Origin of the sequence: Thioclava sp. FR2, assembly GCF_051200875.1 — a bacterium.
Lineage (GTDB): Bacteria > Pseudomonadota > Alphaproteobacteria > Rhodobacterales > Rhodobacteraceae > Pseudotabrizicola.
The window spans coordinates 401839-426508 of record NZ_CP195191.1 but is presented as its reverse complement, the minus strand read 5'-3'; the positions used below and the strand labels follow the sequence as shown (position 1 = coordinate 426508).

The 24670-nt window shown below is 57.8% G+C and carries 23 protein-coding genes; 16 read left to right on the top strand and 7 right to left on the bottom strand.

Annotated elements, in window-relative coordinates:
• Positions 1 to 147 precede the first annotated feature (147 nt).
• The 10 genes from ACSBLW_RS01945 to ACSBLW_RS01900 all read left to right on the top strand — a co-directional run bounded on the left by ACSBLW_RS01945 (position 148) and on the right by ACSBLW_RS01900 (position 11406).
• Complete coding sequence (locus ACSBLW_RS01945; protein ID WP_435258566.1) at positions 148 to 2070, top strand: PAS-domain containing protein; 1923 nt, start codon at positions 148 to 150, stop codon at positions 2068 to 2070.
• A complete protein-coding gene (locus tag ACSBLW_RS01940; RefSeq protein ID WP_435258565.1) occupies positions 2067 to 2771 on the top strand; it encodes a response regulator transcription factor in 705 nt (234 codons plus the stop codon). The genes ACSBLW_RS01945 and ACSBLW_RS01940 overlap by 4 nt, the downstream gene beginning before the upstream one ends.
• A 113-nt stretch (positions 2772 to 2884) precedes the next feature.
• Complete coding sequence (locus tag ACSBLW_RS01935) at positions 2885 to 3925, top strand: LacI family DNA-binding transcriptional regulator (RefSeq protein WP_435258564.1); 1041 nt, start codon at positions 2885 to 2887, stop codon at positions 3923 to 3925.
• Between the two features lie 194 nt (positions 3926 to 4119).
• Positions 4120 to 5436, top strand: coding sequence for an ABC transporter substrate-binding protein (locus tag ACSBLW_RS01930; protein WP_435258563.1), 1317 nt, complete (start codon positions 4120 to 4122; stop codon positions 5434 to 5436).
• A 56-nt stretch (positions 5437 to 5492) separates the two neighbouring features.
• Positions 5493 to 6440 (top strand): carbohydrate ABC transporter permease, encoded by a 948-nt coding sequence (locus ACSBLW_RS01925; RefSeq protein WP_435258562.1) that lies wholly within the window; start codon positions 5493 to 5495, stop codon positions 6438 to 6440.
• Entirely contained in the window at positions 6437 to 7378 is a 942-nt protein-coding gene (locus ACSBLW_RS01920) for a carbohydrate ABC transporter permease (protein WP_435258561.1), read from the top strand. The genes ACSBLW_RS01925 and ACSBLW_RS01920 overlap by 4 nt, the downstream gene beginning before the upstream one ends.
• A 109-nt stretch (positions 7379 to 7487) precedes the next feature.
• Positions 7488 to 7676 carry a hypothetical protein gene (locus ACSBLW_RS01915; protein ID WP_435258560.1) on the top strand — a complete coding sequence of 63 codons (189 nt, stop codon included), beginning with the start codon at positions 7488 to 7490 and terminating at the stop codon, positions 7674 to 7676.
• A gap of 4 nt (positions 7677 to 7680) precedes the next feature.
• Positions 7681 to 8778 carry an ABC transporter ATP-binding protein gene (locus ACSBLW_RS01910; protein ID WP_435258559.1) on the top strand — a complete coding sequence of 366 codons (1098 nt, stop codon included), beginning with the start codon at positions 7681 to 7683 and terminating at the stop codon, positions 8776 to 8778.
• A complete protein-coding gene (locus tag ACSBLW_RS01905) occupies positions 8771 to 9763 on the top strand; it encodes an ABC transporter ATP-binding protein (RefSeq protein ID WP_435258558.1) in 993 nt (330 codons plus the stop codon). Before ACSBLW_RS01910 ends, ACSBLW_RS01905 begins: the two co-directional genes overlap by 8 nt.
• Positions 9764 to 9774: 11 nt before the next feature.
• Complete coding sequence (locus ACSBLW_RS01900) at positions 9775 to 11406, top strand: dihydroxyacetone kinase subunit DhaK (protein ID WP_435258557.1); 1632 nt, start codon at positions 9775 to 9777, stop codon at positions 11404 to 11406.
• Between the two features lie 79 nt (positions 11407 to 11485).
• Here the strand turns inward: ACSBLW_RS01900 and ACSBLW_RS01895 are convergent, their stop codons facing one another.
• Positions 11486 to 13144, bottom strand: coding sequence for a thiamine pyrophosphate-dependent enzyme (locus ACSBLW_RS01895; protein ID WP_435258556.1), 1659 nt, complete (start codon positions 13142 to 13144; stop codon positions 11486 to 11488).
• Between the two features lie 173 nt (positions 13145 to 13317).
• Here ACSBLW_RS01895 and ilvD point away from each other — a divergent pair, with 173 nt between their 5' ends.
• Positions 13318 to 15159 (top strand): dihydroxy-acid dehydratase, encoded by a 1842-nt coding sequence (gene ilvD / locus ACSBLW_RS01890; RefSeq protein WP_435258555.1) that lies wholly within the window; start codon positions 13318 to 13320, stop codon positions 15157 to 15159.
• 64 nt (positions 15160 to 15223) lie between these two features.
• Here the strand turns inward: ilvD and ACSBLW_RS01885 are convergent, their stop codons facing one another.
• The gene (locus tag ACSBLW_RS01885) at positions 15224 to 15421 is read right to left on the bottom strand and encodes a CsbD family protein (protein ID WP_435258554.1); all 198 of its coding nucleotides are present in this window, start codon (positions 15419 to 15421) and stop codon (positions 15224 to 15226) included.
• Between the two features lie 384 nt (positions 15422 to 15805).
• On the opposite strand from ACSBLW_RS01885, the gene ACSBLW_RS01880 reads away from it, so the two are divergent.
• On the top strand, positions 15806 to 16819 hold the full coding sequence (locus ACSBLW_RS01880) for a sensor histidine kinase (RefSeq protein ID WP_435258553.1): 1014 nt from the start codon (positions 15806 to 15808) through the stop codon (positions 16817 to 16819).
• Positions 16820 to 16910: 91 nt separating this feature from the next.
• On the opposite strand, the gene ACSBLW_RS01875 is transcribed toward ACSBLW_RS01880, so the two are convergent.
• The 4 genes from ACSBLW_RS01875 to ACSBLW_RS01860 all read right to left on the bottom strand — a co-directional run bounded on the left by ACSBLW_RS01875 (position 16911) and on the right by ACSBLW_RS01860 (position 19686).
• A complete protein-coding gene (locus ACSBLW_RS01875) occupies positions 16911 to 17084 on the bottom strand; it encodes a DUF1328 domain-containing protein (protein ID WP_435258552.1) in 174 nt (57 codons plus the stop codon).
• Between the two features lie 94 nt (positions 17085 to 17178).
• Positions 17179 to 18918: a sensor histidine kinase gene (locus ACSBLW_RS01870; protein WP_435258551.1), complete on the bottom strand. Its 1740-nt coding sequence runs from the start codon at positions 18916 to 18918 to the stop codon at positions 17179 to 17181.
• 61 nt (positions 18919 to 18979) lie between these two features.
• Entirely contained in the window at positions 18980 to 19543 is a 564-nt protein-coding gene (locus ACSBLW_RS01865; RefSeq protein WP_435258550.1) for an RNA polymerase sigma factor, read from the bottom strand.
• Positions 19540 to 19686 (bottom strand): NepR family anti-sigma factor, encoded by a 147-nt coding sequence (locus ACSBLW_RS01860; RefSeq protein ID WP_435258549.1) that lies wholly within the window; start codon positions 19684 to 19686, stop codon positions 19540 to 19542. Before ACSBLW_RS01860 ends, ACSBLW_RS01865 begins: the two co-directional genes overlap by 4 nt.
• A 104-nt stretch (positions 19687 to 19790) precedes the next feature.
• On the opposite strand from ACSBLW_RS01860, the gene ACSBLW_RS01855 reads away from it, so the two are divergent.
• Positions 19791 to 20600: a response regulator gene (locus tag ACSBLW_RS01855; RefSeq protein WP_435258548.1), complete on the top strand. Its 810-nt coding sequence runs from the start codon at positions 19791 to 19793 to the stop codon at positions 20598 to 20600.
• A 128-nt stretch (positions 20601 to 20728) separates the two neighbouring features.
• The gene (locus tag ACSBLW_RS01850; protein ID WP_435258547.1) at positions 20729 to 21208 is read left to right on the top strand and encodes a hypothetical protein; all 480 of its coding nucleotides are present in this window, start codon (positions 20729 to 20731) and stop codon (positions 21206 to 21208) included.
• A gap of 141 nt (positions 21209 to 21349) precedes the next feature.
• Here the strand turns inward: ACSBLW_RS01850 and ACSBLW_RS01845 are convergent, their stop codons facing one another.
• A complete protein-coding gene (locus tag ACSBLW_RS01845; RefSeq protein WP_435258546.1) occupies positions 21350 to 21844 on the bottom strand; it encodes a Dps family protein in 495 nt (164 codons plus the stop codon).
• Between the two features lie 214 nt (positions 21845 to 22058).
• Here ACSBLW_RS01845 and ACSBLW_RS01840 point away from each other — a divergent pair, with 214 nt between their 5' ends.
• Together ACSBLW_RS01840 and ACSBLW_RS01835 are read left to right on the top strand one after the other, a co-directional pair.
• Positions 22059 to 23510: an amidase gene (locus ACSBLW_RS01840; protein ID WP_435258545.1), complete on the top strand. Its 1452-nt coding sequence runs from the start codon at positions 22059 to 22061 to the stop codon at positions 23508 to 23510.
• Between the two features lie 102 nt (positions 23511 to 23612).
• Complete coding sequence (locus ACSBLW_RS01835) at positions 23613 to 24668, top strand: ABC transporter ATP-binding protein (protein WP_435260013.1); 1056 nt, start codon at positions 23613 to 23615, stop codon at positions 24666 to 24668.
• Positions 24669 to 24670 lie beyond the last annotated feature (2 nt).

The following is a 24670-nucleotide window of genomic DNA, read 5'->3' as shown; positions in this document are numbered from 1 at the left end:
TGCTGCCGGGCTTTTCGATGGCAGCACCGTCAGCGGGAAGTTTTTCGTCACTTTTGCTGAAATCTTACGAATTGTAACAGGCGCACTCGCCCCCTTTCACAGGCCTTCCTCATGATGTTAGCCATGAGGGGCAAGGAGCGGTCCGCCATGCCCATCAGCGATGATGCCATCACCCAACTCACCCGCACGGGTCTGAACCTGATTCAACAGGCTCTGTCGATCTTTGACAGCGACCTGAACCTTGCCGTTTGCAATCGTCGTTATCAGGAGATGTTCGACTTTCCACCCGACTACGTTCTGCCGGGGATTTCCTTCGAAGAAACCATCCGCTTTCTGGTGTATCGCGGCGAATACGGCCAAATCGAAAACCCCGAAGAGGCCATTCGCGCCCGCATCGAAGCCGCTCGCGCCTTTGTTCCGCATTACATGGAACGGATGCGACCGAATGGCAGGTGGGTCAGTGTCGAAGGCTTCCCCCTGCCCCAAGGTGGCTGGGTAACCGTTTACACCGACATCACTGAGGTGCGCTATCACCAGCAAATGCTCCGCGCCCGCTCTGCGGAATTGTCGGAACAGCTTTTGTCTAACTCCGAACGTCTTTCGGAAACCAACCGCGCTCTTTCCGCAGCCAATACGTCCCTTTCGGCAGCCAAGGCTCAACTGACAGAGATGGAGGCGCGCACCCGTCTGACGACCGAGATGATGCCCGCCCACATCGCCCATGTGGATCGGTCTCTGCGCTACACCTATACCAACCGTCGCTTGTCTTCGATCATGCCGGGGCGCCCACAACAGATCATCGGTCTGACTGGGCGCGAGGCTTTGGGAGAAGCCAATTTCGGAAAGATCGAACCCTATCTGCACAACGCGCTGAAGGGAGATGCCTCGGTCTTTGAATTCACCGATGCCGGGTCCGGGCGCCGCATCCGTGCCGCCTTCACCCCCGACCAGATGGGCACCGGCCCGATCAATGGCGTCTACATCCTGTCGATGGACATTACCGAGGAAAGCCAGGCCCGGGCCGCTGTCATGCAAACCCGCAAACGGGAACTCGCGGCTCAGCTGACCTCTGGCCTTGCCCATGATTTTGCCAATCTTCTGACCATCATCCTTGGCCTTCAATCTCGGCTGGATCGCCTGGTTCTGCCGAAAGGCGCAAAAGACCTGGTCCGCTCTACGCTTGGTGCCGCACGCCGTGGTGGAGCCTTGCTCGACCGTATCGCCTCAATTTCGGGGCGTCGCGAGGTTCGGCCAGTGGCCGTTGACCTGCCTGCTTTCCTCAAAGACCTTGAACTGCTTGCAGGGCCGACCCTGCCCAAAGGCATCCGTCTTGAAATTCACGCCAGCGGCTTTTCCGTTCCGGTGCTTTTGGATGCAGGGTCGCTTCAGGATTCGCTTCTGAACCTGATCCTGAATGCCAAGGACGCCATCGGGCCAAAACCCGGCCTGATCACCCTAGATGTTCACCCTGTCCACGAAACATGGATCGAATTTTCCGTGACCGATACAGGCACAGGTTTTTCAGCCGAGGCGCTCGACCGCGCTCTGGACCCTTTCTTCACGACCAAGGGCGGTGAAGGCTCGGGCCTTGGTCTCTCGATGGTCTATGATCAAACCACCTTATCCGGTGGCATGGTTCGACTGGAAAACACGGAACAAGGCGGCGCTCGCGTCGAACTCCGCCTGCCCTATCGCCCCGCCCCAAGGCAGTCTCCTCCCGGCATGGTTCTCTTGGTCGAAGACAGTGACGAGATTCGCGAAAGCGTGCGCGAACTGCTTCGGAGCATGGGGCATTCCGTGATCGAGGCCAGCAGCGCCAGCGAGGCTGAAGCCTTGGCCGACATTCCCGGTCTCGACCTTGTGCTGACCGACCTCTACCTTATGGGCAGCAAGACGGGTCTCGATCTCGCCCGCGCCCTCACCGCGCGCGGCTTTACCCGTATCGCCCTTATGACCTCGGCTCCGCCCGCCGATCCCCTTCGCGCCGCAGCACATGGAGAGTTTCCACTTTTGCCGAAACCTTTCGACGCTAAAACGCTTGCACAATTCCTTCCTACGGTGACCGGATGACCCAACCGCTTGTCGCAATTCTCGACGACGAACCAGAGATACGCAAAATGCTCTCTGACGCGCTGAACGACGCCGGGTTTCGAACCGTTTCCTATGCACGGGCCACGGAATTCGAGGCAGGTCTCAAGCGTCAGTCGCCGGATGTCTGCCTTGTCGATCTGGGTTTGCCTGATCGCGACGGACTTGTTCTCGTCCACCGACTTGCCTTGGAATCTGGCGCAGCCATCATCATCATTTCGGGCCGTAGTCAGGTTCAAGACCGCGTTATGGGTCTGGAACTGGGGGCCGACGATTACATCATCAAACCCTTCGACCCCGCAGAAATCGTCGCGCGCGTCCGCGTCCGCCTGCGAAAGACGAAACCCGCCGCGGAACGCGGGGGCCAGATTGCACGCTTCAACGGCTGGACCGCCTTGTTCGACAGCTACATGCTGCTTTCTGAAACCGGGGAAGAAATCCCGTTTTCCAATGCCGAAGGCCAAGTCCTACGGCTTTTTCTGGAAAGCCCCCGCCGTCTCATCAGCCGCGCCCAGATGCAGGAAACCTTGGGCGGGGCTGCGGGGGAAAGCTTTGACCGCGCGATGGACGTTCGCATTTCCCGCCTTCGCACAAAACTGGGCGAAGATCCCAAAAACCCGAGCCTGATCAAAACCATCTACGGCGCGGGCTACATTTTCCTTGGGGATGTTGTCTGGGAATAGGCAAAGTCCCTTTCGCCTCCGCGCCCTAAAGGATAGGTCTAGGGCCTAGAACCCCGAACTGATTGACGTACCTCATTTTGCACCAGATAGTGAAGCCACGCAAAGAGGACGTCATGCACAGACCCACGGTCAACGACATCGCACGCGAAGCAGGCGTCAGCCTCGCAACGGTCGACCGCGTGCTGAACGCACGCCCCGGGGTCCGCGAGAAAACCATCACCGCCGTCAACGATGCGATCCAGAAACTCGGCTATGTCCGAGACCAAGCCGCCGCCAATCTGGCGCGCGGGCGCGACTATCGTTTCGCAATCCTCTTGCCGGATACGGACAGCCAGTTTGTTCAAACCCTTGTCGAGGCGCTGGAAGACGCGGCAACTCTAGCCGCGACCAGCAGAACACGGGTCGAATTCCACCGCTTTCCAGATGAGAACATGCACGAGCTGAGCAAGCTCATGTCACAACTGGCAGAAACCGACCTTGCGGGCCTTGCGCTCATGGCACCGGAAACGCCGCTGACCCGCGACGCCATCCGAAATGTGAAAGCCAAGGGCATCCCGGTTGTGGCGATCGCCTCAAACATGCCAAATAGTGATATAGATCATTATGTTGGCATCGACGCCTATGCCTCTGGTCGCACCGCCGGGGTTCTCATGGGGCGCTTCTCTTCGGAGCAAAAGGGGCGCATTCTGGTCATCGCCAACTCAATGCATCTGCGCGAAAGTATTGAACGACGGCGCGGATTTGATGAGGTGATCCAGCGTAACTTCCCCCAGATCGAAGTGCTGCAAACGCTGGAAACGCACGGCTCCCCCACCACTTTGCGCCACGTCGTGGCCGAAATGCTGGCCCACACACCCGACGTAACGGGCATCTACGTTCTTGGCTCCGGCCACCGCGCTCTTGCCTCTGCGCTTTCTGAATTCGGTCTTTTGGGGCGCGTCACGGTCATTGGGCATGAGCTGACAGCCCATACAAGACACGCCCTGGAGCTTGGCCATATGGATGCGGTCATCACCCATAACCTTGGCCACCTTGCCCGATCCTCCCTGCGCGTGTTGCGCGCAAAAGCGGACCGCACACCGATCGACGAATCGCAGGAAACCCTGCGAATTGAAATTGTGATTCGAGAGAATCTTCCCCCAACCTCGGCCTGACACCCCCTGAAAACGGCCCTCAAAGCCCTTTGAACCCATATGCCGATTTGAATTTGAGGTACGCACCTCAAAAATGCTGGACAGGCCCGAACAAAGCCGCGTAACGTCCTTTTCAGCGACAGAAGGCCCGGCACAGCACCGCATTTTTGCTGAGACCGCGCACGGCACACCAAACATCCATGGGAGGAATTCCAATGAAGGCCAAATTTCTGACGGCAACTGCGGTTGCCGCCCTTTTAACGGCTGACGCAGCATCGGCGCAAAGCAATGAATTGACTCTGTGCTGGGCAGCCTGGGACCCGGCAAACGCGCTGGTGGAACTCTCGAAGGATTTCGAGGCGCAATCCGGCATCAAGATGAACTTCGAATTCGTTCCTTGGCCGAATTTTGCCGACCGTATGCTGAACGAACTGAACTCGGGTGGCCAGCTTTGCGACCTTTTGATTGGGGATAGCCAGTGGATCGGCGGCGGCGCCGAGAATGGTCACTATGTGAAGCTGAACGACTTCTTCGACGCCAACGCGATCAGCATGGACGACTTCGCCCCGGCAACGGTTTACGCTTATTCCACATGGCCCAAAGGCACACCGAATTACTACGCCCTGCCGGCGATGGGGGATGCCAATGGCTGGTTCTATCGCAAGGACTGGTTCGCTCGCGAAGACATTCAGACCGCCTTCAAGGAAAAGTACGGCCGTGATCTGGCCGAACCAAAGACCCAAAAGGAACTCCTTGAAATCGCCCAGTTCTTCCAAGGACGTGAGATTGACGGGCAAAAGGTCTACGGCGCCTCGATCTTTACCGAGCGCGGGTCCGAAGGCATCACCATGGGCGCTACCGGCGCGCTTTATGCTTGGGGCTTCAAATATGAAAACACCCCGGGCGCCTATGATATGGAAGGCGCGGTGAACTCTCCCGCCGCGGTCGAGGCACTTGAATTCTATAAGGAATTCTACAAGACCGCGACCCCGCCCGGGTATGACAACGCCTATATGGAACAGTCGCTTGACGCCTTCAAATCCGGTCAGGTGGCAATGGCGATGAACTGGTTCGCCTTCTTCCCGGGCCTCTATGCCGACCCCAATACCGGCGGCGACAAGATCGATTTCTTCGTGAACCCGCCGCAAAATCAGGCCGGCTCCACCCTTGGCGGACAGGGCATCTCGGTTGTGTCCTACACCGACAACATGGATGGCGCGCTGGAATACATCAAATGGTTCGCCAATCCTGATGTGCAAAAGAAATGGTGGTCGATGGGCGGCTATTCCTGCCACAAGGCTGTGCTGGACGACCCGAACTTCGTGAACACAGCCCCCTTCGCCGGCGACTTCCTCGAAGCTATGGGCGGCGTTCAGGACTTCTGGCAGGAGCCGGCCTATGCCTCGCTGCTCTTGGCCATGCAGGAACGCCTGCACAACTACATTGTCGCCGATCAGGGCACCGCAAAAGAAGCGCTTGATGGTCTGATTGCTGACTGGACCGAAGTCTTCGAAGACGAAGGCAAGCTCTAAGCTCCCCTCGGGCGCCGGCCCCTACCCTCCGGCGCCCCTTTTTCCTGGAACGCCCCATGTCACACACGCCCATCGACAGATTGGCGCACGCGACCCCGCCCTCTGTGGCGCGGCGGGTCCGTGGCCTGTCGGATCGCGCCATCGCATGGCTTTTCGTGGCCCCCACGATCTTCCTTCTGCTGGCAATCAATATCTTCCCACTGATCTGGACGGTGCGGCTGTCCTTCACCAATTACGCAGCCAACCGCCCGGGGCGCGAGGTCGAATGGGTGGGCCTTCGCAACTACACCCGCATCCTGACCGATGACGGCATCTGGGCCAATATGCAGACGACGGCCCATTTCCTGATCTGGACCATCACCTTGCAGGTCATCATCGGCTTTTCGCTGGCTTGGCTGATTAACCGCAAGTTCAAGGGAAATGATCTACTGACGACCCTGATCGTGCTGCCCATGATGCTGTCGCCCGCCGTGGTCGGCAATTTCTGGACCTTTCTCTACCAACCGCAAATTGGCCTGATCAATTATGTGGTCGAGCTTTTCACGGGCATCCCGGCTTCCAGCTTTTCCATGCTTGGCCCCGGCGGCCTTGCGAAATGGTCGATCATCATTGTCGATACATGGATGTGGACACCTTTCGTGATGCTGATCTGCCTCGCCGGTCTGCGGTCCATCCCCGACTACATCTATGAAGCCGCCGAAATCGACCGCGCCAGCAAATGGCGGCAATTCTGGACGATCACCATTCCGATGGTTCTGCCCTTCCTGATGCTCGCCGTCCTGTTCCGCGGCATCGAAAACTTCAAGATGTTCGACATGGTCGTTCTGCTGACGGGCGGTGGCCCCGGCAATGAAACCCTGCTGGCCAGCATCGACCTGAAACGCGAAGCCTTTGAAAAGTGGCGCACCGGCTATTCCTCGGCCTATGCGATCATCCTTTTCGTCACGGTCTTTGGCCTTGCCTCTATCTATGTCAAAGCCCTGAACAAGGTGAAAGAAAGATGAGCGCCTATTCCGTCACCGAACCCACTGGCCGCTCGAAACTTGTCGCCGCCGTGCTGGTCACCCTCTACATGGTCATCACGCTGATCCCACTGGCTTGGATCATCTCGACCGGCTTCAAATCCGGGCCTGACAGCATCAGTTATCCGCCCAAGGTCGTCTTCGAACCCAGCCTCGAAGGTTATGTGAACCTCTTCACCACACGCACCCGCGTGGCACAAGACGCCTTTGCCGCCCTGCCCCCGGCCGAAACATGGTATGACCAGATCGTGCGGGACCAAGGCATGGTCATCGCAGGGCCTAGCCGCTTTGGCGAGCGGTTCATGAACTCGGTCATCATCGGCTTCGGCTCGACCTTCCTGTCGATCTTCCTTGGAACGCTCGCGGCCTATGCCTTCTCGCGCTTCAAGGTGCCGCTGAAGGACGATCTTCTGTTCTTTATCCTGTCTACCCGGATGATGCCCCCCATCGCCGTCGCCATCCCGATTTTCCTGATGTATCGCGAACTGGGCCTCTCGGACACGCATCTGGGCATGATCCTGCTTTATACGGCCGTGAACATCTCGCTGGCGGTCTGGTTGCTGAAAGGGTTTATCGACGAAATTCCGCGCGAATATGAAGAGGCGGCACTGATCGACGGCTACACCCGCTTTCAGGCTTTCCGCAAAGTCGTGCTGCCACAGGCCGCAACCGGCATCGCATCGACCGCGATCTTTTGCCTGATCTTTGCCTGGAACGAATATGCCTTTGCTGTTCTCTTGACCTCAGGCACCGCCCAGACCGCGCCGCCCTTTATCCCCACAATCATCGGCGTCGGCGGTCAGGACTGGCCCGCCGTGGCCGCAGGCGCAACAATCTTCCTTCTGCCCGTCATGATCTTCACCATCCTGCTTCGCAAACACCTCTTGCGCGGGATCACCTTCGGGGCGGTGCGAAAATGATCAATCATATCAAAATTTTCTGTCGGAAAATATCCCCGCCGGAGGCACCTGCCGCCAGCCGGGGAAGCCTCCGGCGGGGATATTTCGAGACAGAAAATGGAGCACAGCCATGCACGGTTTTCTGAACGGTCTTGTCCGCTTTCGCCGCGGCTCGTGGGAGATGCTGGCAACCATCCTGATCGCCCTTGGCGTTTTCATGCTGATGCAGCCCTTCTTTCTGTGGGCCTACACCTGGTCTTTCCTCGTCACTCTGGTGGGAACTGTAATGTTCATCATCACCAGCCACTTCCCGGAGTAAGCCTGTGGCCGAGATCGTGATCCGCAACTTGCGGAAAGAATTTGGAAATTTCACCGCCGTCAAGCAAAGCAGTTTCACCATCGGCGATGGCGAGTTCTTTATGCTGCTTGGCCCCTCGGGCTGCGGCAAGACAACGACATTGAGGATGATCGCCGGGCTGGAACTGCCAACGTCGGGCGAGATTTTGATTGATGGCGAGGATGTCAGTCAGAAACCCGCATCGCAGCGCGACATCGCCATGGTCTTTCAGATGTTCGCGCTTTACCCGCATATGAACGTCCGCAAGAACATCAGCTATCCGCTGGTCAGCCAAGGCCTGCCCAAAACGCAGGTGCGCGAGCGGGTGGCCGAGGTCGCGCGGATCCTTGATATCACCGACATTCTTGACAAACCGGTCTCGGGCCTTTCCGGTGGCGACCGTCAGCGCGTGGCCTTGGGCCGGGCGATTGTCCGCCGCCCCAAAGCCTTCATGATGGACGAACCCCTTGGCGCGCTGGATGCCGAGTTTCGCGAACACATGGCGGAAGAGCTGCGGGCGCTCCATGACCGCATGAAAGCCACCACCGTCTATGTCACCCATGACCAGCTGGAGGCGATGCAGATGGGCGACAAGATCGTGGTGATGAACCACGGCGTCGTCGAACAGTTCGGCACCCCGCAGGAAATCTACGACCACCCCGCCACCATGTTCGTGGCCGATTTCATCGGCAGCCCGGCGATGAACTTCCTGCGCTTCAACGGCAGTTTCCGGGGCGGCGATACGGGCGTCATTCTTGGCGGCCAGCAGATCGAGACCCCACAGTTGCAAGAGGAAGTTTCGGCCCGCGACCTTGTCCTTGGCGTCCGGCCCGAACATATCGCGCTGACAGACAGCGGCCTCTATCGCGGCCGGATCAGTGCCACTGAATATCTGGGCACCACCCAGATCGTCACCATCGACGCGGCCCATGGCACCCTGAAAGCCCGCATCCCCTCGGGAACTGTAGCGCGTGTCGGCGAAACTGTTGGCATGTCCTTCCTCGCCCCCACCCTTTCCGTCTTTGATGCGGGGTCGGGCCGCGCCTTCCGCACATCCGCAAATCAGGGGGTGTTCCATGGCTGAGGTCACGCTCAAGAACGTCTCGAAATCCTTTGGTGCAACCGAGGCACTGCGGGATGTGACGATGATCATTCCCGATGGCAGTTTCGTCGTCCTGCTTGGCCCCACGGGCGCCGGTAAGACCACCACGCTGCGGCTGATCGCCGGGCTGGATGCGCCGGACACCGGTGACATCACCATTGCAGGGCGATCGGTCCTGAACGACACGCCCGCGCAGCGCGACATCGCAATGGTGTTTCAGCAATACTCGCTCTACCCCCACCTTTCGGTCCGCGACAATCTCGCCTTCCCACTGCGTTCTCCGGTCATCAACATGCCCGAGGACCAGATCGCCACCCGCGTCGCCCAAGTCGCGCAATCGCTGCGGATCGCGCATAAGCTGGACAACAAGGCGACCCAACTTTCGGGGGGCGAGATGCAGCGCGTCTCGATCGGACGCGCCTTGGTCCGAGAGCCACGCATCTACCTGATGGACGAACCCCTCTCCTCGTTGGACGCAAAACTTCGGGCCGATCTGCGGGTGGAACTCAAGCGCATCCATGCCGAATTGGGGGCAACCTTCCTCTATGTCACCCATGACCAGATCGAGGCGATGACCATGGCCACCCATATCGGCGTCCTCGATCACGGTCGGCTGGTGCAATTCGGCCCCCCGCGTGAGATCTATGAAAACCCGGTTTCCACCTATGTCGCCACACGTCTTGGCCAGCCGCGGATCACCCTGCTGCCGGCCGATACCTTTGGCGCCGCCCCTGCGGGCGCAAGAACCATTGGTCTGCGCCCTGAATCCATAGTGACCGGTGAAGGCCTTCCCGCCACCGTGCGCCGGGTCGAACATCTGGGCGACCAGACGCGCCTGCACCTGACACTCGGCGATCATGACATCGTGACGCTGGCCGATCCGCACACCACCCTGACCTCGGGCGACAACCTGAAGATCAGCCCGCAAAACCCGCTCTGGTTCGACGCCAGCGGCAACCGCATCTAGGGGGAGTTTCGATGAAACAGTTCATGAATTCCAAGGAATCGCTGGTCACCGAAGCGATCGACGGTCTTGTCAGGGCCTCGGGCGGCGCCTTGGCGCGGCTTGACGGCTATCCCCATATCCGCGTCGTCACCCGCGCCGATTGGGACCGATCCCGCGATGGCGGCAAGGTCGCGCTCGTCTCGGGCGGCGGATCGGGGCATGAACCCAGCCATGCAGGCTTTGTCGGCAAGGGCATGCTGACGGCGGCGGTTTGCGGCGATGTCTTCGCCTCCCCTTCCGTTGACGCGGTTCTGGCTGGCATCCTTGCCGTCACAGGCAAGGCGGGCTGTCTTTTGATCGTAAAGAACTATACCGGCGACAGGCTGAACTTCGGCCTTGCTGCCGAACGCGCCCGCGCCTTCGGGCTAAAGGTCGCCATGGTCATCGTCGATGACGATATCGCCCTGCCGGATCTGCCACAGGCGCGCGGCGTCGCCGGAACACTTTTCGTGCACAAGGTCGCAGGTGCGCTTGCCGAACAGGGGGCCAGCTTGGAAACCGTGGCCGCTGCGGCGCAGGCGGTCATCACCGGAACCATCTCTATCGGGATGAGCCTTGACACCTGCACTGTCCCCGGCAGCCCGAAAGAAGACCGCATTGGCACCGGCAAAGCCGAACTTGGCCTCGGTATCCACGGCGAAGCGGGCGTCGAGCAGGTCGATTTCTCGGGTGCCCGCGCGGCCATGTCGATGGTCGTCGACCGACTGCTGCCCCATGCCGGCAGCGCCGATCATGTCGCGCTCTTGAACAATCTCGGCTCCACCACCCCCTTGGAAATGAGCGTTCTGGCCGAAGAACTCGCCCGTTCCGCCTTGGGCGGGCGGATCAAATGGATCATCGGTCCCGCCGCCCTGATGACTTCCCTCGACATGCACGGCTTCTCGGTCTCTCTCCTCCCCGTGACGTCCGAACAGGTCGAGGCTCTGGCCGCCCCGGTCTCGCCTCCCTCGTGGCCGGGGCTGGCCAGTTTTGCCGAGGTCGGGGTTCGCCCCCTGCCCGATGGCCTTACCCCCATTCAACCAGAGCCTTCGTCGCATCCGCAACGACGCGTCCTTCTGGCGCAATGCTGCAACGCCCTGATCTCGGCCGAGGCTGCCTTGAATGCACTGGATGCGAAATCGGGCGATGGCGATACCGGATCGACCCTTGCCGGGGCCTCTCGCGCTTTGCTGGCGCGGCTCGACAAATTGCCCTTGGCCGACCCGACGCAGCTTTACCGTGCCATCGGCATGGAACTGGCGCAAACGATGGGCGGCTCATCGGGTGTTTTGCTGGCGATCTTCTTCGCCGCCGCAGGCGACGCCTCGGCCAGCGGGAAGAACTGGATCGGGGCGCTTTCGGCTGGCCTTGACCGCGTGATGCAGGTGGGTGGCGCGAAACCCGGCGACCGCACCATGATCGACGCCCTCGCCCCCGCGCTTGCGGCGCTGCCGAACGGCGTCAAAGCTGCCGCGACGGCGGCCCGCGCCGGGGCTGAGGCAACCGCGAAAATGACCCGCGCCAAGGCCGGACGGGCGAGCTATCTGGGGGCCGACAAGCTCGCCGGTCATAACGATCCCGGAGCCGAAGGTGTCGCCCGGATGTTCGAGGATCTGGCGAGCTAAGCCGCGATTTTCGTGGTCCTCGCTGTGACCACGGAAAGAACACGGGATCACCACGCGAAAACCACGGCTGCAATACGCCCTAGGCGTGGACCTTCAACGCGGCTTCGCGCATCGCGCTCAGGCTTTGGCGTGGGGTCAGGGCTTCGGCCGAAGTGTTCAGATCCAGGACCGCACCGGTGGGGCTGGCAAGCGCGCGCTCCAGTGCAGCGGGGAAGTCTTCGGTCTTTTCCACCCGCTCGCCATGAAATCCGTAAGCCTTTGCAATCATGGTGAAATCCGGGCTGACCATATCCGTCCCGGACACCCGCGCCGGATAATGCCGCTCTTGGTGGGCGCGGATCGTGCCATAGATGCCGTTGTTCAAGATCAGGATAACCGGCGCGGCACCATATTGAGAAGCCGTCGCAAGCTCTTGAAAATTCATCTGAAAATCACCATCCCCGGCAAAGCACAGCACACAGCGCTTGGGGTCCGCCACCTTGGCCGCAATCGCCGCTGGAACCCCGTAGCCCATCGCCCCCGACTGCGGTGCCAGAAGTCGGGAATTCCTCCCGTATTTCATGGCCTTATTGGGCCAATAGGCAAAGTTTCCGGCGCCGTTGGTGATCACGACATCCTCTGGCAAAACCTCGCGCAGATGGGCCGTCACCAACCCCATATCGACAGGGGAAGGTTGCGGCGGCAGATCAAAGGTCGCCAAATACCCCTCCCGCGCCGCCTTCGCCCAGCCACCCCACGCCCCGGAAACAGGTTTAAGAGCAGCAGCCAAAGCATTGGGACCGCTCACAATTCCGATTTCCGGGCGATAGATTTTTCCGATCTCCAAGGCGCTGGAATGCACATGGATCAGGCGCTGTTTCGGGTCTGGAACCTGCAACAGCGTATAGCCGTCGGTCGTCATTTCGCCAAAGCGGACATTGATCGCCAAGATACAATCCGCCTTTTGAATCAAGGATTTGACATGTGCCGGCATACCAACGCCCGCTTCCCCTGAATAGACGGACGAATGGTTGTCAAACATGTCCTGATAGCGGAAAGCCGCCACAACCGGAATATTCGAGGTTTCGGCAAAGGCCTGTAACGCCGCCTTCCCCTCCTCGGTCCAGTTGCAGCCACCCAGTATAATCAAGGGCTTGTGCGACGACCGTAAAGCAGAAAGCGCGTCTTGCAGGGCTGCCGGATCTGGCGACGGATCAGCCATCCGCACTGGCCCCAAAAGGGCCGGAGCGTCGGTTTCCGAGGAAAGCACGTCTTCGGGCAAGGCCACCACAACAGGACCAGGGCGTCCGGTTACGGCCATTGTCCAAGCTCTTGAAAGAATTTCGGGAATCCGTTCGACCTGATCAATCTCGGTAGCCCATTTCGCCATCGTTCCAAAGACGGCGCGATAGTCGATTTCCTGAAAGGCCTCGCGGCCCTTCATATCCGTGCCAACCTGCCCCACAAAGCAGATCATCGGCGCTGAATCCTGCATCGCGGTGTGAATGCCAATCGACGCGTTCGTGACCCCCGGCCCACGCGTCACCATGCAAATTCCGGGGCTCCCCGTCAGCTTGCCCCAAGCCGCCGCCATGAAGGCCGCACCGCCTTCGTTCCGACAATTCACGAAATCTAAACGTCCGTGCGTATCATGTAGAGCATCCAGAACAGCAAGGTAACTTTCGCCCGGCACCCCAAAAGCCTTTCGCGCCCCAAGCGCAACCAGACTTTCGACCAGAACACGACCACCGTGACGCATGGCTCTCTCCAACTATTGCCTGCATGACGAATACCCCCGAGCCTTGGGAACGGGAAGGCTCCTGCAGCCAAAATTCCAGTTCAAAGCCAGAAATCCTTTTGGACATGGCTTTGACGCTTGACCGAAAGCCGCCGCAATGCCACTTCACCCCGGATAATTGTCCGGAGGATACTATGCCCGTCTATCGTTCCCGCACGACCACCCATGGCCGCAACATGGCCGGCGCCCGTGGCCTTTGGCGCGCGACCGGAATGAAGGACGGCGATTTCGGCAAGCCGATCATCGCCATCGTAAACAGCTTTACCCAATTCGTGCCGGGGCACGTTCACCTGAAAGATCTCGGCCAGTTGGTCGCGCGTGAAGTCGAGGCTGCCGGTGGCGTTGCCAAGGAATTCAACACGATCGCAGTCGATGACGGCATTGCCATGGGCCATGACGGGATGCTTTATTCGCTTCCCAGCCGCGAAATCATCGCGGACTCGGTAGAATACATGGTCAACGCCCACTGCGCTGACGCCATGGTTTGCATTTCGAACTGCGACAAGATCACCCCCGGCATGCTGATGGCCGCCATGCGCCTGAACATCCCCGCTGTTTTTGTCTCGGGTGGGCCGATGGAGGCGGGCAAGGCGATCATCAAGGGCAAAGAACTCGCGCTTGATCTGGTCGATGCCATGGTTTCGGCAGCCGATGACAAGTATACAGACGAAGAAGTGGAAGAGATCGAAAAGGCCTCGTGCCCGACCTGTGGTTCCTGTTCGGGCATGTTCACGGCGAATTCGATGAACTGCCTGACCGAAGCCCTTGGCCTGTCTCTGCCGGGTAACGGCTCGACCCTTGCCACCCATTCCGACCGGAAGCGCCTGTTTGTCGAAGCAGGACATCTGATCGTTGACATCACCAAACGCTATTACGAGCAGGGTGACGAAAGCGTTCTGCCCCGCAATGTGGCGAACAAGAAGGCGTTCGAAAACGCGATGGCGCTGGATATTGCCATGGGCGGGTCGACCAATACCATTCTGCACATCCTTGCCGCGGCCTATGAGGGCGGGATCGATTTCGATCAGGACGACATCGACCAATTGTCGCGCCGCGTCCCCTGCCTTTGCAAGGTGGCCCCCGCCAAACAGGACGTCCACATGGAAGACGTGCACCGCGCTGGCGGCATCATGGCAATCCTCGGCCAGTTGGACAATGCAGGCCTTCTGCATCGCGACTGCGTGACAGTACATTCGCCCACCATGGGCGCAGCACTGGATCACTGGGATATCAGCCGCACCAACCACGACTCGGTGCGTGACTTCTTCAAAGCCGCACCTGGCAATGTCCGCTCGGCCACCGCTTTCAGCCAGTCCAAACGCTATGCGGAACTGGATCTGGACCGCAAAAACGGTGTCATCCGCTCGGCGGAACATGCCTTCACGAAAGAAGGTGGCTTGGCCGTGCTAAAGGGCAATATCGCATTGGACGGCTGCATTGTGAAAACGGCTGGCGTCGACGAGTCGATCTTTGTCTTCTCGGGCCCTGCCAAGGTTTATGAAAGCCAGAACGACGCGGTTGCCGGCATCCTGAACAACGAAGTAAAGGCCGGCGATGTGGTGGTGATCCGCTACGAGGGGCCAAAGGGCGGGCCGGGAATGCAGGAAATGCTTTACCCGACCAGCTATCTGAAGTCGAAAGGTTTGGGCAAGGTTTGCGCACTGCTGACCGATGGGCGCTTCTCTGGCGGCACGTCGGGCCTGTCGATCGGTCACGCCAGTCCGGAAGCGGCCGCAGGTGGGGCGATTGGCCTTGTGCGTGACGGGGATATGATCGACATCGACATCCCCGGCCGCACCATCAACCTGCGCATTTCAGAATCCGAATTGGCCATCCGTCGCGCCGAGCAGGATGCCAAAGGATGGAAGCCCGCGAAGACCCGTCCGCGCAAGGTTTCTGCCGCTCTGAAGGCCTATGCCATGCTGGCAGCCTCGGCCGACAAGGGGGCCGTCCGCGTGCTGCCTGACGAGGTCTAAAGACACATCTTAAAAACAACAAAGGGCACCCCTAGGGGTGCCCTTTGTCTTTCGGGTGCTGAAATTACATCGAACTCATGAACTCATCGACTTCCTTCTCGGCCTCTTCTTTGGCCTTGCCGTAGCGCTCTTGAACAAGACCGACAATCTCTTCACGACGACCTTCGATCTGGTCCCACTCGTCGCCAGTGATTTCGCCCCACTTCTGCTGGGCCTTGCCTTTGAATTGCTTCCACTTTCCGTCAATCTGATCGAGATTCATGATCTTCTCCTTCGGTCTGTGCGGCTTATTCCGCAGATGAGAAAACAACGCCTCAGGACACAGAAGGTTCCAAATTCAACCCTATGATCTAAAAAGAAAAAGGCCGGGCTGCCTGGGGACAAGGCTACCCGGCCGAAGGCCGCAACTCCAAGGGACAGAGAGGTGCGGGCAGGCACAAGACACGCATCATAAGGCGGATACAGCGTCACATGGAGCAAACGCAAAGATCTGGCCTTGGTTCCCTGCCCAACGAAAGATTTTACGGCATCATCAAAAGAAACTTTGATCTGCCGTGGTTTGCCCCAAAAATAGCAATTGAAAGATTTGTTAAGCAGCTTAACACTGCGCCGTCTTGAACAGCGTTACGATCGAGCAGGTAGTGTCATGCAGCGACTGCGGAGCCTTGCGACCGCGAAACTTCGACCCAGCTATGAGTGGGGAATCGCCGGAATTGCTTTTGCCATCGCCTTTGGCATCAGGTTCTGGCTTGAAGGATCACTTCCCCCGGGATTTCCATACCTCACCTTCTTTCCTGCGGTCATTCTGACCGGCTTTTTTGCTGGCATCCGGGCAGGCGCTACAGTTGCCCTCCTTTGTGGGCTGGCATCGTGGTATTTCTTTCTGGCACCTCAGTCATCATGGCGGCTGAGTGGTCCCAGTGTACTTGCGCTGCTGTTTTATATTCTAATCGTGGTGACGGACCTGTTCCTGATTCATGTCATGCGTGCAGCCCTGATCAAATTGAATGATGAGCGTCAAACATCTGATCGCCTCGCGCAGCAGAACAAGACGATGTTTCATGAATTGCAGCACAGGGTGTCGAACAATCTTCAGGTGATTGCTTCGCTGCTAAAGATGCAGCAGAGGAACTTGACCGATGAAGCGGCCCGGCAGGCGCTGGAAGTTGCCTCTGCACGGCTGAAGGTTATAGCGACCATTCAGCGCCAACTCCACAATCCCAAGCGGCAAGCCATTGATATTGGGCAGTTACTGAAGGCCGTATTGCCAGAAGTCGTTGAAAGCTCGGGGCTGAAGGATCGCGTCTCTATGGAGTTTGATCTGGAGCCATTGGTCGTTTCTGGTGACCAAGCCACGCCAATTGCCTTGGTGGCGGTTGAACTTGTTTCCAACGTTCTGGAACACGCCCTTGAAGCAGAACGGGTGGTACATGTCAAAATCGCCTGCAAACTCGACGATGGAATGGCGACACTTCAGATTGCAGATGATGGAAAAGGCCTGCCACCAGATTTCCAGCCCGAGAAATCTAGAAGTCTCGGCTTGCGAGTGGCGCATCAATTCGCAGATCAACTTGACGGATCGTTGAGCTTTTCCTCGTCAGATGGCACGACGGTAACACTTGCCTTCCCGCCCCAGTCATCTGACGCCGCCGACGAATAGTCCCAAAAAGGAAGCGGGGCCGCTTTTGCGACCCCGCTCGATTGTTAGAAGGGATGCGCTTTCGCGCACCTCTCTCTGATCGTGTCCAGAATTAAACTGGCGGACGGCCACGTACGGCGCGTGCGATCATCGCGACCACGAACAGGATAATGAAAACGAAGAAAAGAACCTGAGCGATCGAAGCCGAAGCACCGGCAACGCCACCAAAGCCCAAAGCGGCAGCAATCAAAGCTACTACGAGAAAGGTCAAAGCCCAACCAAGCATCACAATATCTCCTTTTTGATCCAGCGCTTATGCGCCTCGTAGAAGAAACGTCTGGGGTTGGATTTGGTTCCTTTGGATTCAGACCAAAAAGCCGTCAGAGCGATTCAGTGGCCGGTTGGCCCCTTTCTTCACCCGTGTGCAAAGCATGTGGCAGGAAGGTCAAAGACAGGCGATACGCATCTCCTTCTTGCTCCTTCTCAATCTCCCCCTCCAATTGCTGTGCAAAGGCATCCAGCAGCTTTGATCCAAAACCGTCAGAGTCGTCGCTAACACCAATCATACGGCCCAGACCGCTGGATTTATCTTGCGGACAGGTCGAGTTCGACATGGACAGGTGCACCTGGCCGTCGTCCTGCCGGGTCAGATTGACGCTGATTTTTGCTTCAGCACGCCCCATTCGCCAACTGTACTTGACCACATTCGTCATTCCCTCAGTGACAAACAAGGCAAGCGGCACCGCCTGATCAGGGGTCAGGCGAATGTCTTCGATTTGCATCTCAAGATCATAGGGCCTTTCGGGAGAGGCTCCGATCTTCATGATGTGCTGGATGATGCGCGGTAGCAATTCGTCCGCCCGAATATCTGTCAGGCCAGTTGTCTGGTAAAGTTCACGGTGGATCGTCGCGAGACTAAGGACGCGCTCTTGCACGCTCTTCATTGCTTGTCGCGCTTCTGGCGAACGTGCTGTCCGCAATTGCATGTTCAGAATAGAAGCGATGAGCTGCAAGTTATTTTTGACGCGGTGATGGACCTCGCGCAGCAGCACCTCTTTCTGATGGATGGTGTTCTCTAGATGCGCTTCATCGTGCAAAATGGCTTCGGTCATCTTTTCATAGGCAATGCCCGCCTCGCGAAGTTCCGATGCCGCCCCACCATAGCGCAGGGGTTTGACCTTGCGGTCACCACCAGCAAAGGCCGTTATACTGTCGCGAAGCGCCCGCACATGTCGCAGCACCTGACTTTCAGCTGCGATCCATGCCACCATCAGGCTTGCCGCCCACATCAACATCGGAAAGGTCAAGGCAGGAAAACCGCTGGCTATTCCGCCGCCATCCAATCGGTCGGCTGGCCACGATCCCATCAGATACAGGTTTCCAGGGGAAAGCGGCACAACAGCAAAGGCACGCTCTTGCCCGGCAACAGTTCTGTCCAAAAAGCTTTGACCAGCTTGGCCAACGAACGATTGAATAGAGTGAGAGGCAGGCAAGAAGGCAGACACGCCATCAATACCCGAGGAGGCCGTCAAAATTTCACCGTCCCTGTCAAAGGTGATCAGCGAGAGAGGCTGTTCATCTGTAGAATTTTCTTCGACTTCGCTCTCGGCGGCAGCAATGGCCGAGTGCGTCATCGATAGCGATGCAAAACCCAGAAGGCGTTCATAGTGACCGAAAACAGGCGCCGAGAAATTCAAGATAGACGTCCCAGAGATGGGGCCATTGCGGTTCACTGTCAGTCGCGATTGCGGAACAGCAACCATTTCCGCCAGCCATGGGCTGTCTGATAGATCGAAAGCTTCATCGGCCGACGTGCAGGTAATCATTCCGTCCGGTGGGATGAAGCCGACAAAGGAATAGCGTCCGGCAGAGCTTTGCGCCGTTCGGTTAACGAAATCCGAGCAGATTTCCGGATCGGTGATGATCTGCGGGAAAGTTGCAGCCAAAGTGTCAACCGCACCCTGTGCTTGCATCATCATGTCAATCTGCGGCGCCGCTGCCAGCAATGTTTCACCAAGAATCGCCGCTCTCGCGCGGCTTTCTGCGACCCTCTCAGCAGCCAAGGTTTGCACATAGCTCAAGACAGCAAGGGGCAGCAAAGCTGCCCCCATCAGGGTCATCAGACGAAAACCCAAGCCTCCGACTCGAAACCTTTGCCGCAACCTTGTGATCATCTCGGGATCATGCCGCCTGTGGGCCGGACCGCGCCATCACAGCCATCGTCATGCTTGCATCCCCTCCCAAAATGTCTTCGCCGGACTTCATCCCCAGAAGTTCGCAAAGGCGCTGGCGCGCACGATTGGCGCGGCTTTTCGCTGTTCCGACCGCTACCCCCATCATCTCGGCAGCTTCTTCATACGCGTAGCCGTTAGCGCCGACGAGGATCAGAACTTCGCGATGTTCAGCAGAAAGTTGGTCAAACGCCTTCGAAAAATCGGCGAACGCCAATCGGCCGTCATGCTCGGGCCGTTCAAAGAGACTGCCTGCATGAATACCCTCGGGATCTGCGACCTCGCGCTTCGTTTTCCGCTTGGACGAAAAGAAGGTGTTGCGCAGGATGGTGAACAGCCAAGCACGCATGTCGGTGCCCACCGTGAATTTTTCGATGTTCGACCAAGCCTTCAGGATTGTCTCCTGAACCAGATCGTCGGCCTCGGCAACATTCCGGGTCAATGAAATCGCAAAAGCACGCAACGAAGGAATGTGATCCGGCAATTCATCCCGAGGATCGATGGAGGAGCTCATTTGCGCTCCTCCTTCGCCTTCAACTGTGCAAGCAGATTCTTGAACCTGTCAGGGATCTCCTTATCAAGCGCATCTTCAAAGACGCGCTTGAGATTTTCGTCGATGTCACGCCGCAAGCTCGACTTGGGCTTTTCCTCGGCCATATCTTCCTTCATGCTCATATTTGCCATGTCCCATTATTATTCATGGAACCAAACGCAAGGATAGTGCGTTTGGTTCCCAGAAAAACTCGACTGGGGAGAAATTGATGTCGACGACCGAAACTTTAGACTTGTCGCAGGCCGTCGCCCGCGAATTGCCCTACTTGCGTCGCTACGCACGGGCTTTGACCGGAAGCCAGGACTCAGGCGATCGCTTCGCCGCGGCAACGCTGGAAAGCTTGCTGGAGGATTTGTCCGTTGTAGCTACTTCGCAATCCCCTAAAATTGGTCTCTTTCATGCGTTCCATTTGGTATGGACAAGTGCCGGCGCTCCGACTGCAGAAGCTGATGACGTGATTACGGCGGGCGCACTTTCCCATATGGCAAAGCTGACGGCCAATTCGCGCGAAGCCCTTCTGCTGCACGCGATCGAAGGCTTTAGCGAAGGCGAAATTGCAGAGATCATGCAAGTCTCTGAAACTGAAGTGAAGCATCTGATCGAGACCGCAAATCGCGAAATGGAAGCGTCTGTTACGGGTCGCGTAATGGTGATCGAGGACGAAGCGATTATCGCTATGGATATTGTCGATATCGTCACAAGCATTGGCCATTCGGTCACAGGCGTTGCAAGAACGCGCGATGCGGCTATCGCTCTTGCCAAGAAAGAGCGCCCGGATCTTATTCTGTCCGATATCCAATTGGCCGACAATTCTTCAGGTGTAGACGCAGTGAACGCCATTCTGGCCGATATGGGTGATGTACCTGTGATCTTTATCACTGCCTTCCCAGAGAGACTGCTGACGGGTGATAAACCTGAACCAGCCTTCCTGATCACCAAGCCCTTCACGGAAGAGCAAGTTCGGTCCGCAGTCAGTCAGGCGATGTTCTTTTCATCGACGGCGACCCTTGGGCACTGACATACCAACAAAGTTAGAAAACCCGCCGAAATCGGCGGGTTTTTTATTGGAACCATTTGTTTTCTAATGCGTTTCTTTTCCAGACGCGGCAACGCATACGGCCGCGCGATAACAGAAAAGGACGTATCATGTTCAAGAAAGCACTTATTGCCAGCACCGCCCTATTCGTTGCCACCAGCAGCTTTGCTGCAACCATGGTGAAAGATATTGACGTATCTGCCGATATCACTGCTATCGAAAACACAAAGGCTGCCGCATATTGGGCCGACGTTTCGACCGATCTTGAAGCCGCGATTGCAGCACGTCTGGTCGATCAGGTCGGTGAAACCGGATCCGAAATCAAGATTGACGTGAACGAACTCGCCCTGACCAATTCGTTCCAATCCTCGCTTGGGCTTGAAGACGCTGTTCTTGTTGGCCAAGTCAACATCGTCAATGACAGCGACAATACCAAGTTCGATGCTTACGAACTGACCATCAGTGCCAAGGCGGCGAGCGCCTTTGGCCCGGGTGGGCTCCCGCTGGAAGGCGCGTTCACCGACACTCCGGAATACTACGCAGCCTTGATCGAAGCATTTGCAGATGGCGTGGTTACCCGTCTGAAGTAAGGTCAACCTGAGTTCAGACCGAAGCCCCTGGCACGATGAAGTGCCGGGGGCTTTTACATTCGCGACGTTGGTTTGGTCTGTCTTGAAGAAATTAAAAAAGGGGGCATGACGCCCCCCTTTCTTTCCAGCCATCTGCGGATATTACTTCGCAGTCGCACGAAGCATCCAAGCGGCTTTTTCGTGAAAGGCGCAACGGCCCGTCAGCAAGTCTGCGGTTACTGGATCGCCAGCCTTCTCGGCCGTTTCAATTGTCTTGTGCATGCGCTTTGCAACCGCCTCATGATCAGCCGCCAGATCTTCGACCATGGCCTGTGCAGAAGGCAATTTGGCTCGATCTTTGATGATCGACGCCTCCATCACATCGCCAAGACGCGAAGGGGCAAGTTGACCAAGCGCACGGATGCGTTCGGCCAAGTCATCAGCGGCCTTGAACAGATTGCCGTACTGAGCCTCGGTCAAAACATGGATCGAATGGAAAAACGGGCCTTCGACATTCCAGTGGTAGGCGTGGCTCTTGAACAAAAGGCAATAGGTATCGGCAAGCGCACCATTCAGGCCCTTCACAACTTCAGACACCTTTTCGACACCAGTTTCCACCTTATCGGGACGCGGCACAGTTTTCAAAACTTCGGACATTTTCTTCCCTTCTCATTCAGGATGAATTCAAAGGCGCCACAAATGTGGACAACCTCTTCAAAAACGCGGCGGAAGGTCGTCGAGTTCCCTAAGAACGGCGCCCAAAGGTAGCGCATCTGCTCGGATGGGGGAATTCAAAGGGCGGATTAATTCCTTGCCTCAGGAAGACCTTGCCTTTTACTGTTTGATCAAAATAGCGATTCCAGAGGTGACAATGCTCACGGCCTTTGACTCTCGCGACGCCACAGAATTGGCTGGCCGCATCGCCGCAAAAGAAGTCTCGCCGAGCGAGTTGCTGGATTACGCGATAGACAAAACTACTTCCCTGAATCCAAGGATCAACGCTGTCGTGTTGGTGCAGGAAGACATCGCGCGAAAGTCAATTCTGGCTGGACTGCCAAAGGGGCCGTTTCAGGGCCTCCCCTTCCTGCTGAAAGATCTGGGATGCGAGGCTATCGACTTTCCGTCGCATAACGGATCCCGTCTGTTGCAGAACACCCGCTACGGCCGCGACTCAGCGATCTTTCAACGGATCAGAGACACCGGAGTCGTCACCTTTGGTCGTACGACAAGTCCGGAGGGCGGAATTGGCGCCGCGACCGAGGCAGCAGTATATGGAGGCCCTACCAGAAATCCGTGGAATATGGACCACACACCCGGCGGGTCCTCTGGCGGGGCGGGTGCCGCCGTTGCCGCCGGGATCGTTCCTTTTGCCCATGGGTCTGATGGCGGCGGTTCCGTCCGAATTCCGGCCTCCTGCTGCGGCCTGTTTGGCCTGAAACCCACACGTGCGCGCCTGCCCGACGGCCCATATGTCGGGGAAGGTTGGGCCGGAATGGCAATTGACGGTTTCCTGACCTGGTCGGTCCGGGATACTGCGGCGCTGTTGGATGCCTGCCAAGGTGCTGACCTCGGCGCGCCTTATGTCGCCCCACCCCTCCGCGCGGGACATATGCAGGCGATCAGCCGCCCACCACGTCGTCTTCGGGTTATGGTGTGCACAACCACCTTTACCGGAAAGCCAATCCACCCCGACTGCTTACGAGTTGTGAATGAGGCTGCAAAACTGCTGCAAGATCTTGGACATGACATGGATCTTGGCCTGCCCAAAGCAGACTTTGAGGGCATGATGCGCGCTTGGACCGACATAGTCGCCTGCGGTACGGCCCTCGGCATTCGCAAAGCACTTGCAAACCGCGGTCGTGAATTGACCCCTGATGACATTGAAGGTGTGAGCCGTGGCGCGATGGCCCATGCGTCCAGACTGTCAGGTGCGGATTATCTCGACGCCGTTGGAAAGATCCACAGCTTCGGGCGCGAAATGGCTGCTGCATTTGACCCAGAAACGGGCACAGGCCCAGACATCATTCTGTCGTCCACTTTGGCAGAACCGCCTGCAAAAATTGGACGCTTTACCCACGCGACGGACGACTATGTCGGTTATCGGATGGGGCCAGACATGATCTTTTCTTATTCCCCTTTTTGCGCAGTGTTCAATGCCAGCGGACAACCTGCGGCCTCGGTGCCTATGGGCATGTCGGAGAAGGGCTTGCCGATCGGCGTTCAGTTGGCCGCGCGCTTCGGAGCCGATGAAGAGCTGATCGCTCTTTGCTCAGAAATTGAGCGAGCTGCCCCGTGGGCGTCTCGCAAACCGATAATTGACTGATGGGTCAGGTTTTGGTTGCCAGATCGGCCTTTTGCCGTCCAATATGATCAAAACACGACCGGAGCGGTTGAACAGCTGCCAGAAACAGGGGAGCGTCTGACTTTGACTCAACAGGATGCGGTGGCGGCAGAACATGTCGTAAAGGCGTTTGGGCAAGGAAAAGCCTTGGTCAAAGCACTGGACGACGTGTCATTGACCATCGAGAAAGGGGAATTCTTCACTCTTCTTGGGCCGTCAGGCTGCGGCAAAACCACACTCTTGCGCCTGATCGCAGGGTTCGAGATGCCCACGTCAGGAACCATTCTACTGGACGGTCAAGACGTCACCGACCTGCCCCCAAACCGGCGTCCAGTGAACACGGTCTTTCAATCTTACGCACTATTCCCCCATTTGACTGTCCGCGAGAATGTGGGCTTTGCATTGAAGATGCAGGGCCGCAACTCTGCAGAAATCGCTGACCGGACCAACCAGATGCTGGCCCTTGTCAAAATGGAAAGCTTGGCCGACCGGAAAACGGCTCAGCTTTCAGGCGGACAACAGCAGCGCGTGGCCTTGGCGCGGGCGCTTGCACCACAGCCCAAAGTCTTGCTTCTGGATGAGCCCCTTTCCGCCTTGGATCTAAAGCTGCGCAAAGAAATGCAAAGCGAATTGAAGCGCCTGCAAAAAGAAACTGGCATCACCTTTGTTTTCGTCACACACGATCAGGAAGAAGCCCTGACCATGTCGGACCGCGTGGGTGTGATGAGTGCAGGACAGCTACAACAGGTTGCGTCACCGCGCGAAATTTACACGGCTCCGGTCAATCGGTTCGTCGCCGATTTCATTGGCGAGACGAACTTTTTGTCGGCCACGCCAGTCGCTGGCGGTGTTCGTCTTGGATGCGGCGAGGTCATTCAAGCCGAAGGCCAGGGGCCAATCTTGACCGTCCGTCCGGAGCAGGTGCGGATCGTCCCTCCGGAAACCAAAGGCGCAATACCTGCGGTCGTTCAAGGCCTGGTCTATATGGGGACCGATATGCAGGCCCAGATGCGGCTTCCTGATGGAGAAGCACTCACTGCCCGTCTGCCCCTCCCTCCGGGCGGCGATGCGGGGCTGGTTCAGGGCGACAGGGTTGCCGTGACATTTGCGCCGGGCGCTGCGCGACTGATCCGGGAGTAGTA

What these genes read in the sequence shown, in the direction of transcription:
- ACSBLW_RS01945 (WP_435258566.1), top strand. Translation starts at nt 148, where the DNA reads ATGCCCATCAGCGATGATGCCATCACCCAACTCACCCGCACGGGTCTG.
- ACSBLW_RS01940 (WP_435258565.1), top strand. Translation starts at nt 2,067, where the DNA reads ATGACCCAACCGCTTGTCGCAATTCTCGACGACGAACCAGAGATACGC.
- ACSBLW_RS01935 (WP_435258564.1), top strand. Translation starts at nt 2,885, where the DNA reads ATGCACAGACCCACGGTCAACGACATCGCACGCGAAGCAGGCGTCAGC.
- ACSBLW_RS01930 (WP_435258563.1), top strand. Translation starts at nt 4,120, where the DNA reads ATGAAGGCCAAATTTCTGACGGCAACTGCGGTTGCCGCCCTTTTAACG.
- ACSBLW_RS01925 (WP_435258562.1), top strand. Translation starts at nt 5,493, where the DNA reads ATGTCACACACGCCCATCGACAGATTGGCGCACGCGACCCCGCCCTCT.
- ACSBLW_RS01920 (WP_435258561.1), top strand. Translation starts at nt 6,437, where the DNA reads ATGAGCGCCTATTCCGTCACCGAACCCACTGGCCGCTCGAAACTTGTC.
- ACSBLW_RS01915 (WP_435258560.1), top strand. Translation starts at nt 7,488, where the DNA reads ATGCACGGTTTTCTGAACGGTCTTGTCCGCTTTCGCCGCGGCTCGTGG.
- ACSBLW_RS01905 (WP_435258558.1), top strand. Translation starts at nt 8,771, where the DNA reads ATGGCTGAGGTCACGCTCAAGAACGTCTCGAAATCCTTTGGTGCAACC.
- ACSBLW_RS01900 (WP_435258557.1), top strand. Translation starts at nt 9,775, where the DNA reads ATGAAACAGTTCATGAATTCCAAGGAATCGCTGGTCACCGAAGCGATC.
- ACSBLW_RS01895 (WP_435258556.1), bottom strand. Translation starts at nt 13,144, where the DNA reads ATGCGTCACGGTGGTCGTGTTCTGGTCGAAAGTCTGGTTGCGCTTGGG.
- ilvD (WP_435258555.1), top strand. Translation starts at nt 13,318, where the DNA reads ATGCCCGTCTATCGTTCCCGCACGACCACCCATGGCCGCAACATGGCC.
- ACSBLW_RS01885 (WP_435258554.1), bottom strand. Translation starts at nt 15,421, where the DNA reads ATGAATCTCGATCAGATTGACGGAAAGTGGAAGCAATTCAAAGGCAAG.
- ACSBLW_RS01880 (WP_435258553.1), top strand. Translation starts at nt 15,806, where the DNA reads ATGCAGCGACTGCGGAGCCTTGCGACCGCGAAACTTCGACCCAGCTAT.
- ACSBLW_RS01875 (WP_435258552.1), bottom strand. Translation starts at nt 17,084, where the DNA reads ATGCTTGGTTGGGCTTTGACCTTTCTCGTAGTAGCTTTGATTGCTGCC.
- ACSBLW_RS01870 (WP_435258551.1), bottom strand. Translation starts at nt 18,918, where the DNA reads ATGACCCTGATGGGGGCAGCTTTGCTGCCCCTTGCTGTCTTGAGCTAT.
- ACSBLW_RS01865 (WP_435258550.1), bottom strand. Translation starts at nt 19,543, where the DNA reads ATGAGCTCCTCCATCGATCCTCGGGATGAATTGCCGGATCACATTCCT.
- ACSBLW_RS01860 (WP_435258549.1), bottom strand. Translation starts at nt 19,686, where the DNA reads ATGGCCGAGGAAAAGCCCAAGTCGAGCTTGCGGCGTGACATCGACGAA.
- ACSBLW_RS01855 (WP_435258548.1), top strand. Translation starts at nt 19,791, where the DNA reads ATGTCGACGACCGAAACTTTAGACTTGTCGCAGGCCGTCGCCCGCGAA.
- ACSBLW_RS01850 (WP_435258547.1), top strand. Translation starts at nt 20,729, where the DNA reads ATGTTCAAGAAAGCACTTATTGCCAGCACCGCCCTATTCGTTGCCACC.
- ACSBLW_RS01845 (WP_435258546.1), bottom strand. Translation starts at nt 21,844, where the DNA reads ATGTCCGAAGTTTTGAAAACTGTGCCGCGTCCCGATAAGGTGGAAACT.
- ACSBLW_RS01840 (WP_435258545.1), top strand. Translation starts at nt 22,059, where the DNA reads ATGCTCACGGCCTTTGACTCTCGCGACGCCACAGAATTGGCTGGCCGC.